General features: G+C 60.7%; 13 protein-coding genes. 10 read left to right on the plus strand and 3 right to left on the minus strand.

The features are described 5' to 3' along the window. The first annotated feature begins 9 nt into the window (after positions 1–9). Positions 10–1398 (plus strand): amidohydrolase family protein, encoded by a 1389-nt coding sequence (locus tag J2X66_RS13160; protein ID WP_310264903.1) that lies wholly within the window; start codon positions 10–12, stop codon positions 1396–1398. A gap of 70 nt (positions 1399–1468) precedes the next feature. Further along, positions 1469–2623 carry an XdhC family protein gene (locus J2X66_RS13165; RefSeq protein WP_310264905.1) on the plus strand — a complete coding sequence of 385 codons (1155 nt, stop codon included), beginning with the start codon at positions 1469–1471 and terminating at the stop codon, positions 2621–2623. Positions 2624–2659: 36 nt separating this feature from the next. Here the strand turns inward: J2X66_RS13165 and J2X66_RS13170 are convergent, their stop codons facing one another. Together J2X66_RS13170 and J2X66_RS13175 are read right to left on the minus strand one after the other, a co-directional pair. Further along, a complete protein-coding gene (locus J2X66_RS13170) occupies positions 2660–3943 on the minus strand; it encodes a Zn-dependent hydrolase (protein ID WP_310264908.1) in 1284 nt (427 codons plus the stop codon). A gap of 135 nt (positions 3944–4078) precedes the next feature. Then, the gene (locus J2X66_RS13175; RefSeq protein ID WP_310264911.1) at positions 4079–5563 is read right to left on the minus strand and encodes an NCS1 family nucleobase:cation symporter-1; all 1485 of its coding nucleotides are present in this window, start codon (positions 5561–5563) and stop codon (positions 4079–4081) included. 542 nt (positions 5564–6105) lie between these two features. Here J2X66_RS13175 and hydA point away from each other — a divergent pair. The 3 genes from hydA (at position 6106) to preA (ending at position 10272) form a co-directional block, all read left to right on the plus strand. Next, complete coding sequence (gene hydA, locus J2X66_RS13180) at positions 6106–7545, plus strand: dihydropyrimidinase (RefSeq protein ID WP_310264914.1); 1440 nt, start codon at positions 6106–6108, stop codon at positions 7543–7545. A gap of 84 nt (positions 7546–7629) precedes the next feature. Continuing rightward, entirely contained in the window at positions 7630–8997 is a 1368-nt protein-coding gene (locus J2X66_RS13185) for an NAD(P)-dependent oxidoreductase (protein WP_310264917.1), read from the plus strand. After that, a complete protein-coding gene (gene preA, locus J2X66_RS13190) occupies positions 8998–10272 on the plus strand; it encodes an NAD-dependent dihydropyrimidine dehydrogenase subunit PreA (protein ID WP_310264920.1) in 1275 nt (424 codons plus the stop codon). Positions 10273–10386: 114 nt separating this feature from the next. Here preA and J2X66_RS13195 read toward each other — a convergent pair whose 3' ends face one another. Beyond that, entirely contained in the window at positions 10387–11007 is a 621-nt protein-coding gene (locus tag J2X66_RS13195) for a TetR/AcrR family transcriptional regulator (RefSeq protein ID WP_027923310.1), read from the minus strand. A 138-nt stretch (positions 11008–11145) separates the two neighbouring features. Here J2X66_RS13195 and copC point away from each other — a divergent pair, with 138 nt between their 5' ends. The 5 genes from copC to J2X66_RS13220 all read left to right on the plus strand — a co-directional run bounded on the left by copC (position 11146) and on the right by J2X66_RS13220 (position 15822). Beyond that, positions 11146–11508 (plus strand): copper homeostasis periplasmic binding protein CopC, encoded by a 363-nt coding sequence (copC, locus tag J2X66_RS13200; RefSeq protein ID WP_310264922.1) that lies wholly within the window; start codon positions 11146–11148, stop codon positions 11506–11508. Between the two features lie 3 nt (positions 11509–11511). Further along, a complete protein-coding gene (gene copD, locus J2X66_RS13205) occupies positions 11512–12372 on the plus strand; it encodes a copper homeostasis membrane protein CopD (protein WP_310264924.1) in 861 nt (286 codons plus the stop codon). A gap of 157 nt (positions 12373–12529) precedes the next feature. Beyond that, entirely contained in the window at positions 12530–13828 is a 1299-nt protein-coding gene (locus tag J2X66_RS13210; protein WP_405046772.1) for an OprD family porin, read from the plus strand. 246 nt (positions 13829–14074) lie between these two features. Beyond that, the gene (locus tag J2X66_RS13215; RefSeq protein ID WP_027923306.1) at positions 14075–14896 is read left to right on the plus strand and encodes an NAD(P)-dependent oxidoreductase; all 822 of its coding nucleotides are present in this window, start codon (positions 14075–14077) and stop codon (positions 14894–14896) included. A gap of 35 nt (positions 14897–14931) precedes the next feature. Then, the gene (locus J2X66_RS13220) at positions 14932–15822 is read left to right on the plus strand and encodes an SMP-30/gluconolactonase/LRE family protein (protein WP_310264927.1); all 891 of its coding nucleotides are present in this window, start codon (positions 14932–14934) and stop codon (positions 15820–15822) included. The last annotated feature ends 97 nt before the right edge of the window (positions 15823–15919 follow it).

Raw genomic sequence — 15919 nt, forward strand, 5'->3', positions numbered from 1 at the left:
GAGCCGTCCATGAAACTTCAAAACATCCTGATCAAACATCCAGTCGCGGTAATGACCGGTTTGCGCGGCCCGCGTGCCCGGGCCGGCGCAGTGGACATTCGCATCGTCAACGGGCGCATCGCTGAAATGGCTGCTGGGCTCATCGCGCAACCCGGTGAGCGAGTGATTGATGCACGCAACTCGCTGGTCTATCCGGGCTGGATCAACACCCACCATCACCTGTTTCAGAACCTCCTCAAAGCCGTGCCCGAGGGTTTGAATCAGGACCTTCAGGGTTGGCTCGCGAGTGTGCCTTACCCGCGCCTCAACCGCTTTACCCCGCAATTGACGCGGATCGCCGCACGGCTGGGGATGGCCGAGTTACTGCTGTCGGGCGTCACCACCTGCGCCGATCACCATTACCTCTATCACGCCCACGGCAGCACCGAGAGCGGTGACCAACTGTTCGACACGGCCGATGAATTCGGCATGCGTTTCGTGCTCTGCCGCGGTGGCGCGCTGGAGTCGGCCAGCGCGCACCCGGGCTTCTCGAAAACCGCGCTGCAACCAGAGACGCTGGACCAGATGGTCGGTGACATCGAGCGGCTCAAATCGCGCTATCACCAGGACACCCCGGATGCGCTGCGCCGGGTCGTGGTAGCACCGACCACACCGACTTTTTCGCTGCCACCGACGCTCCTGCGCGAACTCGCCCACACGGCGCGCGGCCTGGGATTGCGCCTGCACACGCACCTCTCCGAGACACAGAACTACGTCAATTTCTGCCGCGAGAAGTACAACTGCCTGCCGGTGGAGTTTGTCGCCGAGCACGAATGGCTCGGCCCGGACGTCTGGTTCGCCCACGCGGTGCACTTGCAACCGGGGGAAATCCGCATGCTCGCGCAAACCGGCACCGGCATTTCACACTGTCCGGTCAGCAATGCACGCTTGGGCAGCGGCGTGGCACCGGTGCCGCAAATGGTCGAGGCCGGCGTACCGATTTCCCTCGGCGTCGACGGTGTGGCCTCCAATGAATCCGGAAGCATGGTCGGTGAAGCCAACACGGCGTGGCTGATCCACCGCGCGGAACAAGGCGCTTCGGCGACCACCGCTGAAGAGGTCATTCATTGGGGGACGGCAGGTGGCGCACAGGTACTCGGTCTCGGCGCCGTCGGCACACTGGAAGTCGGGCAAGCCGCAGATCTGGTGATCTATGGCCTGGACCATCCACGGTTCTTTGGCTTCCACGACATTGCCGTGGCACCGGTGGTGGCAGGTGAGCCGATTGCCGTGCGTTACAGCCTGGTCGGCGGGCGGGTGGTGGTCGACAACGGCGAAATACCGGGGCTGGATGTGCAGCAGATGCGGGCCGAAGCGTGGGACGGGGTGCGGCAGTTGATGCAACAGGATGTCGACTGACCTCCCTCACCCCCCCCCCTGTGGGAACAAACGCCCACAGGGATCGCCCCCCTTTTCGGGATGAAAATGCATGTCCGGCCTTAATGATCTTCTGCACGCCATAAAAACCGCCGCCGACGACGGCGAAGAAACCATCCTCGCCACCGTGGTCAAGGTCGAAGGTTCGGCCTACCGTCGGCCTGGCGCACGCATGCTGATCCCGCTGCACGGCCGCACCGTCGGCACCGTCAGCGGCGGTTGCCTGGAACAGGACCTGGCGAAAAAAGCCTGGTGGCTCACCGACTCCGGCGAGCCCGTGGTACGACGCTACAGCACCGGCGCCAGCGAGGACGAAGACGACGAACACAGCTCGCTGACCTTCGGCCTCGGCTGCAACGGCACGGTGTTCGTGCTGCTCGAACGCCTGCGCGCGACAAACCCGTCTCCGGCCATTGACCTGCTGCACCGGGTGCGCGACAGCCAGCAACCCGCAGCAATGGCAACCGTTATCGCCACCTCGCGCAACGCCTCGGCGCGGGTCGGTGATCGCGTGCTGTCAGACACCGACGGTGGCCTGCGCAACCCGCCGCTGAACAGTGCCATTCGCGAGGATCTGCACAAGACCCTGCGCGAGAAAAAATCATCCCTGCGCCTCTACACCGATGCCCGTGGCGAAGTCGAAGTGTTTTTCGAATACGTCGCTGCGCCGCCACGCCTGGTGATCTTCGGCGCCGGCCACGACGCCCAGCCGTTGGTGCGCATGGCCAAATTGCTGAACTGGCACGTCAGCGTCGTCGACAGCCGCAGCCACTACGCCCGCGCCGAACGCTTCCCACAGGCAGATGCGGTGATCTTCGCCAACCTCCACCACCCATTCGATCTACAGCCGCTGGTCAACGACGCCGCCGTCGCCGTGATGACTCACAGTTATCGGCAAGACCGACATTGGCTCGGGCAAATACTGCACGCGGCCCCCGCCTACCTCGGCCAGCTCGGGCCAAAGGAGCGCACAGAACGCTTGCTGGCCGACATCGGCCGAAGCTCACCGGCGCTGCATTACCCGATGGGACTGGACTTGGGCGGCGATGCGCCGGAAAGCGTGGCGTTGTCGATGCTGGCGGAGATGACAGCGGTGTTGAACCAGCGCAATGGCGGGATGTTGAAACATCGGGGCCGGCCGATTCATCCGGTGGATTTGTTGGTGTCGCAGGCATTGGTGCACCAACGGGAAGGCTTGGGGGTGTGACGTGCGCGGACAGGTTCAGCGCACGTCGCGCCTCACTCAGGCCGCCAACTCCCCGCTGGCAATCGCCGCCGACGCCGCCAGCATCGCCCGCAACAACACCGCACACCCCGCCGCCAGATCATCCGGCGCGGCGTTTTCGATTTCGTTGTGGCTGATGCCGCCTTCGCACGGCACGAAGATCATCCCGGCAGGACCGAGTTCGGCGAGGAAGATTGCGTCGTGCCCCGCTCCGCTGACGATGTCCATGTGCGACAAGCCCAGGCCTTGCGCGGCATTGCGTACCGCGTCGACGCAGCCTGGGTCGAAGTACAACGGCGGGAAGTCTGCCGTGGGGGTGAGTTCGAAGGTCAGGCCGTGTTCATCGCAGGTGGTTTCGATGACGTGGCGGACTTCGGCGATCATCGAGTCCAGGCGTGCCGGCTGCAGATGACGGAAGTCGAGGGTCATGCGTACTTCGCCGGGGATGACATTGCGTGAGCCGGGGTAGGCTTGCAGGCAGCCGACGGTGCCGCAGGCGTGGGGTTGATGACCCAGCGCAGCGCGGTTGACTGCACCGACGATCACAGCGGCGCCGACCAGGGCGTCCTTGCGCAAGTGCATCGGGGTCGGACCGGCGTGGGCTTCGACGCCGCGTAGTTTGAGGTCGAACCATTTCTGGCCGAGCGCGCCCATCACCACGCCAATGGTTTTGTGTTCGTCTTCGAGGATCGGGCCTTGCTCGATGTGGGCTTCAAAATAAGCACCGACCGCATGGCCGCTGACCTGACGCGGACCGGCGTAACCAATGGCGTTGAGTGCCTGGCCCACGGTGATGCCTTCGGCGTCGACCTTGGCCAGGGTTTCTTCGAGGGTGAATTTTTCGGCGAAGACCCCGGAGCCCATCATGCACGGGGCGAAGCGCGAGCCTTCTTCATTGGTCCAGACCACCACTTCCAGCGGCGCTTCGGTTTCGATGTTCAGGTCGTTGAGGGTGCGCAGCACTTCGACGCCGGCCAGCACGCCGAAGCAGCCATCGAACTTGCCGCCGGTGGGCTGAGTGTCGATGTGGCTGCCGGTCATGACCGGTGGCAGGCTCGGGTTGCGCCCCGGACGGCGGGCGAAGATGTTGCCGACGGCGTCGACGCTGACGGTGCAGCCGGCTGTTTCACACCAGTTGACGAAGATGTCGCGGGCCTGGCGGTCGAGGTCCGTCAGGGCCAGGCGGCAGACGCCGCCCTTGACCGTGGCGCCGAGCTTTGCGAGCTCCATGAGGGATTGCCACAGGCGGTCGCGGTTGATGTGCTGATGGGTGGATTGCAGAACGTCTACGGCTGCGTTCATGGTGATCTCCTCAGGCTTTCTACTGATAGATCCCACGCTCCGCGTGGGAATTCATCCATGGACGCTCCGCGTCCGATTTGGGACGCGGAGCGTCCCGAGCTGCATTCCCACGCAGAGCGTGGGAACGATCATCCTTTACACCGCAGATTTGGCGACAGATGGACTGGGCCGCAACGAGCACAACCCGTAATAAATCACCCCACCCAACGCCGAGCCGGTAAACCAGCCGTAGCTGTAAAACCAGCTGAACGCGTCGCTGCCCAGTGACAGCAGGGTCAACACCACCGGCACACCGAACGCGATAAAGCCGAACCAGTTCCAGGCCGGGTACACGTCATCGCGATAGAGCCCGGCCAGATCCAGTTGCTGTTTTTTGATCAGGAAATAATCCACCACCATGATCCCGGCAATCGGTCCAAGCAAGCTGGAATACCCCAGCAACCAGTTGGAGTAGACCGTTTCCAGGCTCAGGTCCGAAACAATCAACCCAAGTTTTTTCAGCAGTTCATGCGCCATCAACACCAGCCCCACCACCCCGGTGAGCAACACCGCTTTGGTACGGTTGATCAACTTGGGCGCGACGTTCTGGAAATCGTTGGTCGGTGACACGATGTTGGCCGCCGTATTGGTCGACAACGTGGCGATGATGATCAGCGCCATGGCCAGCGCGACCCAGACCGGGCTCTGGATATGCCCGATCAGCGTCACCGGGTCGGAGACGGTCACGCCCACGAGTTTCACCGACGCGGCGGTCATGACCACACCCAGCGAGGCGAACAGGAACATCGTCAGTGGCAGGCCGATAATCTGCCCGATGATCTGGTCTTTCTGGCTTTTGGCGTAACGGCTGAAGTCCGGGATGTTCAACGACAAGGTGGCCCAGAAACCGACCATCGCGGTCAGGCCGGCGGCGAAGTAACCCGCCACGCTCGCGCCCTCAGGACGCTTGGCCGGGATCGCCAGCAACTCGGTCATCGACACATTTGGCAGCGCCCACACCAGCAAACCCGCACCGACCAAAATCAACAGCGGCGCGGACAGGGTTTCCAGCCACTTGATCGACTCGGCGCCGCGAATCACCACCCACAGGTTCAGCGCCCAGAACACCATAAAACCGATGACTTCGCCGGTGCCGCCCAACGACTTCCAGCCCTCGAACACCGAGCCCAGGAACAGGTGAATGGCCAACCCGCCGAACATCGTTTGAATCCCGAACCAGCCACACGCCACCAGGGCGCGGATCAGGCACGGAATGTTGGACCCGAGAATGCCGAAACTCGAACGCAGCAACACCGGAAACGGAATGCCATACTTGGTGCCGGCGAAAGCGTTCAGTGTCAGCGGGATCAGCACGATGATGTTGGCAAACAGGATCGCCAGAAGCGCCTCACCCACGGTCAGCCCGAAGTACGCGGTAAGTACGCCGCCCAAGGTGTAGGTCGGCACGCAAATGGCCATGCCGATCCACAGCGCAGTGATGTGCCATTTGTTCCAGGTTCGCTCATGCAACTTGGTCGGTGCCATGTCGTGGTTGTAACGGGGACTGTCGAGGACGTCGCTTCCGGCTTCGAGTTCATACAAGCCGTTGCGCTCGGTCACTTGCGATCTGATCTGTTGCATGGCCGCTCCACTGTTCTTTGAATTATTGTTTGCTCATCAAGCTGCCGGGGCATCAATAAACGTGCCGGGCACCTCGACTACGCATCGGGCAGTTCCATAAAACGTTACAACCAACTGTTTTTATTGATATATCCGGCAGATTTTGGACGATCTGCCTGTTCACTCAGGCTGAATGCCAGGTCAGTTAATCCGAACCGTCAGGACTCAAACTGGTGCAGCAAACTTTTTTGAAACGCTGCGCATCAACCATAGACCATCCTCAAGCGGCTGATTTCACATAGAAAATCTCGTCTATTTTTGGAACCTGTCAAGTGCGTCAAAATGGTGAGAAGCCTCACCATTTTGGTGAATTATTTATTTAATCGTTATTAATCAATTATTTAAAACAGTCATAAGCTTATAAAAAATATTCTTGCTGAATTCATAAACTCAGACTAGCTTCATTTCCTGACAGCACTGACAGGAATACACCTGTTGGCGACAGTTTCATATAAAACACCTAGAACCGGCATAAGCCGGTCATTGCCTGCGAGGAACTCGGAATGTCTCTGTTGATCCGTGGCGCCACCGTTGTTACCCATGATGAAAGTTATCGCGCCGACGTCTATTGCGCCGACGGCGTGATCAAAGCCATTGGCGATAATCTTGATGTTCCGGCAGGTGCCGAAGTGCTCGACGGCAGCGGCCAGTACCTGATGCCCGGCGGCATCGATCCGCACACGCACATGCAATTGCCCTTCATGGGCACCGTGGCCAGCGAAGACTTTTTCAGTGGCACGGCGGCGGGACTGGCCGGTGGCACCACGTCGATCATTGACTTCGTGATTCCCAATCCACAGCAATCGCTGATGGAAGCGTTTCACCAGTGGCGCGGCTGGGCCGAGAAATCGGCATCGGACTACGGCTTCCATGTCGCGATCACCTGGTGGAGCGAGCAGGTGCGCGAGGAGATGGCGGAGCTGGTCAACCAGCACGGGGTCAACAGCTTCAAGCACTTCATGGCGTACAAAAACGCGATCATGGCCGCCGACGACACGCTGGTGGCGAGTTTTGAGCGTTGCCTGGAATTGGGTGCGGTGCCCACTGTGCATGCCGAAAATGGCGAACTGGTCTATCACCTGCAACGCAAGTTGATGGCGCAGGGCATCACCGGACCGGAAGCGCATCCACTGTCGCGTCCGTCGCAGGTGGAAGGCGAAGCCGCCAGTCGGGCGATCCGCATTGCCGAGACGTTGGGCACGCCGCTGTACCTGGTGCATGTCTCGACCAAAGAAGCCCTCGATGAAATCACCTACGCCCGCAGCAAGGGTCAACAAGTCTACGGCGAAGTGCTGGCCGGGCATCTGCTGCTGGACGACAGCGTTTACCAACACCCGGACTGGCAGACCGCCGCCGGTTACGTGATGAGCCCGCCCTTCCGTCCTCGCGGCCATCAAGAGGCACTGTGGCATGGCTTGCAGTCCGGCAATCTGCACACCACCGCGACCGACCATTGCTGCTTCTGCGCCGAACAAAAAGCCGCCGGCCGCGACGACTTCAGCAAAATCCCCAACGGTACTGCCGGTATCGAAGACCGCATGGCGGTGCTCTGGGATGAAGGGGTCAACACCGGGCGCCTGTCGATGCAGCACTTCGTGGCGCTGACGTCTACCAACACCGCGAAGATCTTCAACCTCTACCCACGCAAAGGCGCGATTCGGGTCGGTGCCGATGCCGACCTGGTGCTGTGGGACCCGCAAGGCACGCGGACGATTTCAGCCAAAACCCATCACCAGCAGGTCGACTTCAACATCTTTGAAGGCAAGACCGTGCGCGGCGTGCCGAGCCACACCGTCAGCCAGGGCCGCGTGGTCTGGGCCGATGGCGACTTGCGCGCCGAGCGGGGGGCGGGGCGGTATGTCGAACGGCCGGCGTATCCGGCGGTGTTTGATTTGCTGAGTAAGCGGGCTGAGTTGAACAGGCCTACTGCTGTGAAACGCTAACGCACTCCCGAAGATCGTTCCCACGCTCCGCGTGGTAATGCAGCCCGACAGAGGCAGCACCTCCATCACCGTGAGGCTAAAACCGTGATCAAGACCCTGAACCACCTCCCGCATCCTTACGAGAATGCCGCCGCCCTCGCCGGCCATTTCACCGACCTGGCGCCGCCGCTCAACGACCGCCAGGCCCATCTGGAAGCCTCGCGTTGCCTGTATTGCTACGACGCGCCCTGCGTGAACGCCTGTCCCAGCGAGATCGACATCCCATCCTTCATCCGCAATATCCATCAGGAAAACGTTCAGGGCGCCGCGCAGAAAATCCTCTCGGCGAACATCCTCGGCGGCAGTTGTGCCCGTGTGTGCCCGACGGAAATCCTTTGCCAGCAAGCCTGCGTGCGCAACAACGACCATGAATGCGCACCGGTCTTGATCGGCTTGCTGCAACGCTACGCCGTCGATAATGCTCACTTCAGTGAACACCCCTTCCCGCGTGCGGCCTCAACCGGCAAACGCATTGCCGTGGTCGGGGCCGGCCCGGCCGGTTTGTCCTGTGCGCACCGCAGCGCCATGCACGGCCATGACGTGGTGATTTTCGAAGCCCGGGAAAAGGCCTGTGGCCTCAACGAATACGGGATCGCCAAATACAAACTGGTGGACGACTACGCGCAGAAGGAGCTGGAATTCCTCCTCCAAATCGGTGGCATCGAAATCCGCCACGGACAAAAGCTCGGAGAGAACCTGACCCTGAGCGACTTGCACCAGCAATTCGACGCAGTGTTTCTCGGCCTCGGTCTGAATGCCAGCAAACAACTCGGCCTGGCCCACGAAGACGCGCCTGGCCTGCTCGCCGCCACCGATTACATTCGCGAACTGCGCCAGGCCAATGACCTGACTCAACTGCCGCTTGCGGACCACTGCATCGTCCTCGGCGCCGGCAATACCGCCATCGACATGGCCGTGCAAATGGCCCGTCTCGGCGCTCGCGATGTGAATCTGGTGTACCGCCGTGGCGTGGAAGACATGGGCGCCACCGGTCATGAACAGGACATTGCCAAGGCCAATCAAGTGCGTTTGCTGACGTGGGCGCAGCCGGAAGAAGTGCTGCTCGACGACCAAGGCCAGGTGCGCGGCATGCGCTTCGCCCGCACACATCTGGTGGACGGTCGCCTGCAAACCACCGGGCAAACCTTCGAACTGGCCGCCGACGCCATCTTCAAAGCCATCGGTCAGGCCTTTGATGGCAGCGCCCTCGTCGATCCGCTGGCCCGTGAGCTCAAGCGTCAGGGCGAGCGAATTCAGGTCGATGAACAACTGCGCACCAGCATCCCCGGCGTGTATGCCGGCGGCGACTGCACCAGCCTCGATCAGGACCTCACCGTGCAAGCGGTGCAACATGGCAAACGCGCCGCCGAGGCGATCAACGCTCAACTGATGCTCAACGTGGAGGCTGCGTAAATGGCCGATCTCTCGATTGTCTTCGCCGGCATCAAAGCCCCCAACCCGTTCTGGCTGGCCTCCGCGCCACCGACCGACAAGGCCTACAACGTGGTCCGTGCCTTCGAGGCCGGTTGGGGCGGCGTGGTCTGGAAAACCCTGGGTGAAGACCCGGCGGCGGTCAACGTATCGTCGCGCTACTCGGCGCATTTCGGCGCCAACCGTGAGGTGGTGGGCTTCAACAATATCGAGCTGATCACTGACCGCTCGCTGGAGATCAATCTGCGGGAAATTACTCAGGTCAAAAAAGACTGGCCGGACCGCGCGCTGATCGTTTCACTGATGGTGCCCTGCGTCGAAGAATCCTGGAAATTCATCCTGCCACTGGTAGAAGCCACCGGTGCCGACGGCATCGAACTGAACTTCGGCTGCCCCCACGGCATGCCGGAACGCGGCATGGGCGCGGCGGTCGGCCAGGTGCCGGAGTACGTCGAACAGGTGACCCGCTGGTGCAAGACGTATTGCTCGCTGCCGGTGATCGTCAAGCTCACGCCGAACATCACCGACATCCGCGTCGCCGCCCGCGCGGCCCATCGCGGGGGCGCGGATGCGGTGTCGCTGATCAACACCATCAACTCGATCACCAGCGTGAATCTGGAGCGCATGGTTGCCAACCCGGTCGTGGGTAACCAAAGCACTCATGGCGGTTATTGCGGCTCGGCGGTCAAGCCGATTGCGCTGAACATGGTTGCCGAAATCGCCCGTGACCCCCAGACCCAGGGCCTGCCGATCTCCGGCATTGGCGGCATTGGCAGTTGGCGCGATGCGGCGGAATTCATTGCGTTGGGCAGCGGTTCGGTGCAGGTGTGCACGGCGGCGATGCTGCACGGTTTCAGGATTGTCGAGGAAATGAAGGACGGTCTGTCACGCTGGATGGACAGTCAGGGCTACGCCAGCATTTCGAAATTTTCCGGGCGGGCGGTGGGCAACACCACGGACTGGAAGTACCTCGATATCAACTATCAGGTGATCGCCAAGATTGATCAGGAGACGTGCATCGGGTGTGGTCGCTGTCACATTGCTTGCGAGGATACGTCGCACCAGGCGATTGCCAGCGTGAAGCAGGCGGACGGGACGCATCAGTATTCAGTGATTGATGAGGAGTGTGTGGGCTGCAACCTGTGCCAGATCACCTGCCCGGTGCAGGACTGCATCGAGATGGTGCCGATGGACACGGGCAAGCCGTTTCTGGATTGGAATCATGATCCGAGGAATCCGTACCATGTAGCGGTCTGAGATTTGCTGAGCCTGAACTGGCCCCATCGCGAGCAGGCTCACTCCTACAGTTGAAATGCGTTCCAAGGTAGGAGTGAGCCTGCTCGCGATGGGGCCGGCAGCATCACCACAGGTTCAAGGCTCCAACCCGATCCCCCGCAAAATCACGCTGGTCACCGTCTGCACCGCCCGCTCGAACTGCATGTCCGACAGCGGCTGGTGATCATTCAAGATATTCACCTGATGATCAAAGTCCGCATAGTGCTGGGTCGACGCCCAGATCATGTACAGCAGGCTCGAAGGCTCCACCGGCAGGATGCGTTTGTCATCCACCCACTGACGGATTTTCGCTTCTTTCATCTTCGCCCAGTCATACAGGCTGGCGTCCAGCGCCTCACCCAATGTCGGCGCGCCGTGGATGATTTCGTTGGCCCAGACTTTCGACCCATAAGGCCGGCTGCGTGAGTGGTTCATCTTGGCGCGGATGTAGCTGCTGAGTACCACGCGCGGATCGTCGAACATCTCGAAGCACAACGCGTCCTGCTTCCACACTTCCAGCAGATCGAACAGCACTGCGCTGTACAGCTCGGTCTTGGTGCTGAAGTAGTAATGCAGGTTGGAGCGTGGCAGTTGCACTTCGGCAGCGATGTCGGCCATGGCGGTGCCGCCAAAGCCTTTTTCGGCGAAGACCTTTTCCGCCCCCAGCAGAATTTTCTCGACGTTACTGCGACGAATCCCGATCTTGTGATTGCCCATGAGGGCTCCCTGACGCCAGCGTTGACCAAGACTAGCATCCGGCTCCACGTCAGGGCGACAGGCTAAAACGAAACTTCGACACTCCGCGGTCGGCGAGTAAACTGGCGCCACTTCGAACCTGCCTCAGAGGTATTCACGATGCTCAAGAAAGCCCTGGTCACCACCGCCCTCCTCGGCTCGCTGCTGGCCGCTTCATCGGCCTGGGCTCACGCCCATCTCAAAGGCCAGACCCCGGCCGCCGACAGCACCGTGAGCGCGCCAGCGGAGTTGCGCCTGGAGTTTTCCGAAGGCGTTGAAGCGACCTTCACCAAGGTCACGCTCACCAAGGACGGCGCCGCAGTGCCTGTGAAGAGCCTCGCCACCGAAGGCAGTGACAAGAAAACCCTGGTCGTTACGCCTGCCGCACCGCTGACCGCAGGCACCTATAAAGTCGAGTGGCACGCGGTGTCCGTCGACACCCACAAAAGTGAAGGCGCCTACAGCTTCAAGGTCGGCCAGTAATTCATGACGAGCGCGATGGTGCTGTGTCGCTTTGTGCATTTCACCATGGTGCTGATGCTGTTCGGGGCGTGGGTGTTTCGGCCCTTGCTGCTCAATGGCAACGCTGAGCACCTTGATCGCAAGCTGGCGTTGACCAGTCGCTGGCTGGCCGCCGTGGCATTGGCCAGCGGCGTTGCCTGGTTGCTGCTGATCACCGCGAGCATGGCCGGAGCATGGGAAGAGGCGTTTGATCCGTCGACCCTGCACCTGGTGTTGGGCAACACTTTTTTTGGCCAGGTCTGGCGCTGGCACTTGTTGCTCAATGGGGTGTTGGTGGCGATGCTGATGAGCCCTTGGCGGGCCAACAAGTCGCTGCGAATCGGCCTCGCCAGCCTGTTACTGGCGACCCTCGCACCGGTCGGTCACGGCGCCATGCTGGACGGGCTCAATGGCCAGTTGTTGATGCTCAATCAAGTCGTTCACCTGACCTGCGTGGGTGCCTGGCTCGGCGGGTTGATGCTGTTGGTGATGATCTTGCGTCAACCGGCAGCGCAGCCCGTCAAAGCGATATTGCAGCGCTTTAGTGGTGTCGGTTACGCCTTGGTGGCGGGGCTGCTGATCACCGGGTTGATCAACGTTCGGGGCCTGACCGGAGTGTTCTGGCCGACGCCGTTGTTCACTGGTTTTGCGTTGATCCTGTTGATCAAGGTGGCGCTGATTGCGGCCATGCTCGGTTTGGCGCTGTTCAATCGCCTGCGCATCAACGACTGCGAGCAGCGCCTGTCGACACTCACAACCAGTGTAATTCTCGAATGGATGCTGGGGATGGGCGCAGTCGCAGCAGTGTCCCTCCTCGGCACCCTGCCCCCCATGATCTCCAGCTGACCCCTCCCACAGGTTTTTCGGCGTCCTGCCCCATGGCGCCATGTCATCGTACAACTTCTGATTGACAAGCCCTCAAACCCTCGCAAATAATCGCCGCCAATGTTGTACGACGACGTATAACAAAAATAAAAACAACAAGAAGTCTGGGAGCGTTACTGTGAGCAAGCTCGTCCGCAATTCGTCCGCCTGCACCCCACATCCGATGTTCAAACGCCATCATGCCCTGGGCCTCATTGGTTGCAGTGGCCTGGCCCTCGCCCTGCCGATGGCCGGCCATGCCGAAGGTTTCACCGACGACGCCAAGGCCACGCTGAACCTGCGCAACGCCTATTTCAACCGAAACTACACCAACCCGGCGTATCCACAGGGCAAGGCTGAAGAGTGGACGCAAAACTTCATCCTCGACGCCAAGTCCGGGTTCACCCAGGGCACCGTCGGCTTCGGCGTGGACGTGCTCGGCCTGTATTCGCAAAAACTCGACGGCGGTAAAGGCACCGGCGGTACGCAACTGCTGCCGATCCACAGCGATGGCCGCCCGGCCGACAACTTCGGCCGCTTGGGTGTGGCGCTCAAAGGAAAGATTTCGAAGACTGAAATCAAGGTCGGCGAGTGGATGCCGGTGCTGCCGATCCTGCGCTCCGACGACGGCCGTTCCCTGCCGCAAACCTTCCGCGGCGGTCAGCTGACCTCCACTGAAATCAGCGGCCTGACGCTCTACGGCGGTCAGTTCCAGCAGAACAGCCCGCGCAACGATGCGAGCATGGAAGACATGTTCATGAACGGTAAATCCGCGTCCATTACCTCAGATCGTTTCAACTTCGGCGGCGGCGAATACACGTTCAACGACAAACACACCCAGATCGGCGTCTGGTACGACGAGCTCAGCGACATCTACCAGCAACAGTATTTCAACCTGAACCACACCCAACCGCTTGGCGATTGGACCCTCGGCGCCAACCTTGGTTACTTCATCGGTAAGGAAAACGGCAGCGCCCTGGCCGGCGATCTCGACAACAAAACCGCGTTCGCCCTGCTCTCGGCCAAATACGGCGGCAACACCTTCTACGTCGGCCTGCAAAAACTCACCGGCGACGATCAATGGATGCGCGTCAACGGCACCAGCGGCGGCACCCTGGCCAACGACAGCTACAACTCCAGCTACGATAACGCCAAGGAAAAATCCTGGCAGGTTCGCCATGACTACAACTTCGTCGCCCTCGGTGTTCCCGGCCTGACCCTGATGAACCGCTACATCAGCGGTGATAACGTACACACCGGGAAGATCACCGACGGCGAAGAATGGGGCCGTGAGTCCGAACTGGCCTACACCGTACAGAGCGGGCCGTTGAAAAACCTCAACGTGAAATGGCGCAACGCGAGCATTCGCAAGAGCTTCAGCACCAACGAATTCGATGAGAACCGTATTTTCATCAACTACCCGATTTCGCTGTTGTAACACCGCCCCTGTGGGAGCGAGCTTGCTCGCGATAGCTATCTTTCAATCAGCACGTTGGTTGACTGATCCACCGCCATCGCGAGCAGGCTCACTCCTGCAAGGATGGTTTTGCAATCAGGAATTGACCCTCCGTCCATTTCAACCAACGTCGCGTTGACAAGACCTGGAGAGCCTTACAATACTTCAGCAAAGTCGTACGACAACCTACAACGACTCAATAACAACAACTGTTTGTCCAGGATTCCCATGACGACTACAACTACCCGCCTCCCTTTCAATCGCCTGCTGCTGACCGGTGCCGCCGGTGGCCTGGGTAAAGTCTTGCGCGAAACCCTGCGCCCCTATGCCAATGTGATTCGCCTGTCGGACATCGTCGACCTCGCTCCGGCGATCGATGACCGCGAAGAAATCGTGCCGTGCGATCTGGCAGACAAGCAAGCCGTGCATCAATTGGTCGAAGGCGTGGATGCGATCCTGCACTTTGGCGGCGTGTCGACCGAGCACTCGTTCGAGCAAATCCTCGGTGCCAACATCTGCGGCGTATTCCACATTTATGAAGCCGCGCGCCGCCACGGTGTGAAGCGCGTGATCTTCGCCAGCTCCAACCACGTCATCGGTTTCTACAAGCAAGACCAGGTCATCGATGCCCACTCCCCACGTCGCCCGGACAGCTACTACGGTTTGTCCAAGTCCTACGGCGAAGACATGGCCAGTTTTTACTTCGATCGCTACGGCATCGAGACCGTCAGCGTGCGTATCGGCTCCTCGTTCCCGGAACCGCAAAACCGCCGCATGATGAGCACGTGGCTGAGCTTCGGCGACCTGACCCAATTGCTGGAATGCGCCTTGTACGCCCCGAACGTCGGCCACACCGTGGTGTATGGCGTGTCCGACAACAAGCACGTTTGGTGGGACAACCGTTTCGCATCCGGCCTGGGTTATCAACCACAGGACAACTCCGAAGTATTCCGCGAAAAAATCGAGACCCAACCGATGCCGGCCGCTGATGACCCGGCAATGGTTTACCAAGGTGGTGCGTTTGTCGCGTCGGGCCCGTTCGGCGACTGACCCTCAACAACAAAAAACCAAGGGAATGAGTGGCCATGCAAGCCCAATTGATTGTCGATGCCCGTAACGCTGTCGGTGAATGCCCGGTGTGGGTCCCCGAGGAAAACGCCCTGTACTGGGTCGATATTCCTGCCGGCGCCCTGCAACGCTGGAGTGCCGCCAGCGGACACGTCGATGCGTGGACCGCGCCCGAGATGCTCGCGTGCATCACCCGCCACCGCGACGGTGGCTGGGTGGCCGGGATGGAAAGCGGGTTTTTCCATCTGCACACGCACACCGACGGCAGCCTCGACAGTCAATTGCTCGCGCACGTTGACCATGCCCGGACTGATATGCGCCTGAACGATGGTCGTTGCGACCGTCAGGGGCGTTTCTGGGCGGGCAGCATGGTGTTGAACATGGGCGCCAACGCGGCCGATGGCGCGCTTTACCGCTACAGTACCGGTCAACGTGGGCCACTTGAGGCACAACTGGGCGGGTTTATTGTCCCGAACGGCCTGGGCTTCAGCCCGGATGGGCGGACGATGTACCTGTCCGACTCGCATCCCAACGTTCAGAAAATCTGGACCTTTGACTACGACCTCGACAGCGGGACACCGTCCAATCGGCGGCTGTTTGTCGACATGAACCAGTTCCCCGGTCGCCCTGACGGTGCGGCGGTGGATGCTGACGGTTGCTACTGGATCTGCGGTAATGACGCCGGGGTTATTCACCGCTTTACCCCCGACGGCCGACTGGATCGCTCCCTCGCCGTCCCGGTGAAGAAACCCAGCATGTGCGCCTTCGGTGGCAGCCGCCTGGACACGCTGTTTGTGACCTCGATCCGCCCCGGTGATGACCATGATGAACAGTCCCTGGCTGGCGGCGTGTTTGCCCTCGATCCGGGTGTTACCGGGTTGCCGGAACCGCTGTTCAATGTTCCCTGACTGAATGAAGAAAATAAGCGCCTTCCCCTGTGGCGAGGGAGCTTGCTCCCGCTGGGTCGCGCAGCGGCCCCGACAATCTTTCATTTGTATCGAGGCA

It is taken from the genome of Pseudomonas sp. 3296, assembly GCF_031456615.1.
GTDB classification, from domain to species: Bacteria; Pseudomonadota; Gammaproteobacteria; order Pseudomonadales; family Pseudomonadaceae; genus Aquipseudomonas; species Aquipseudomonas mucoides.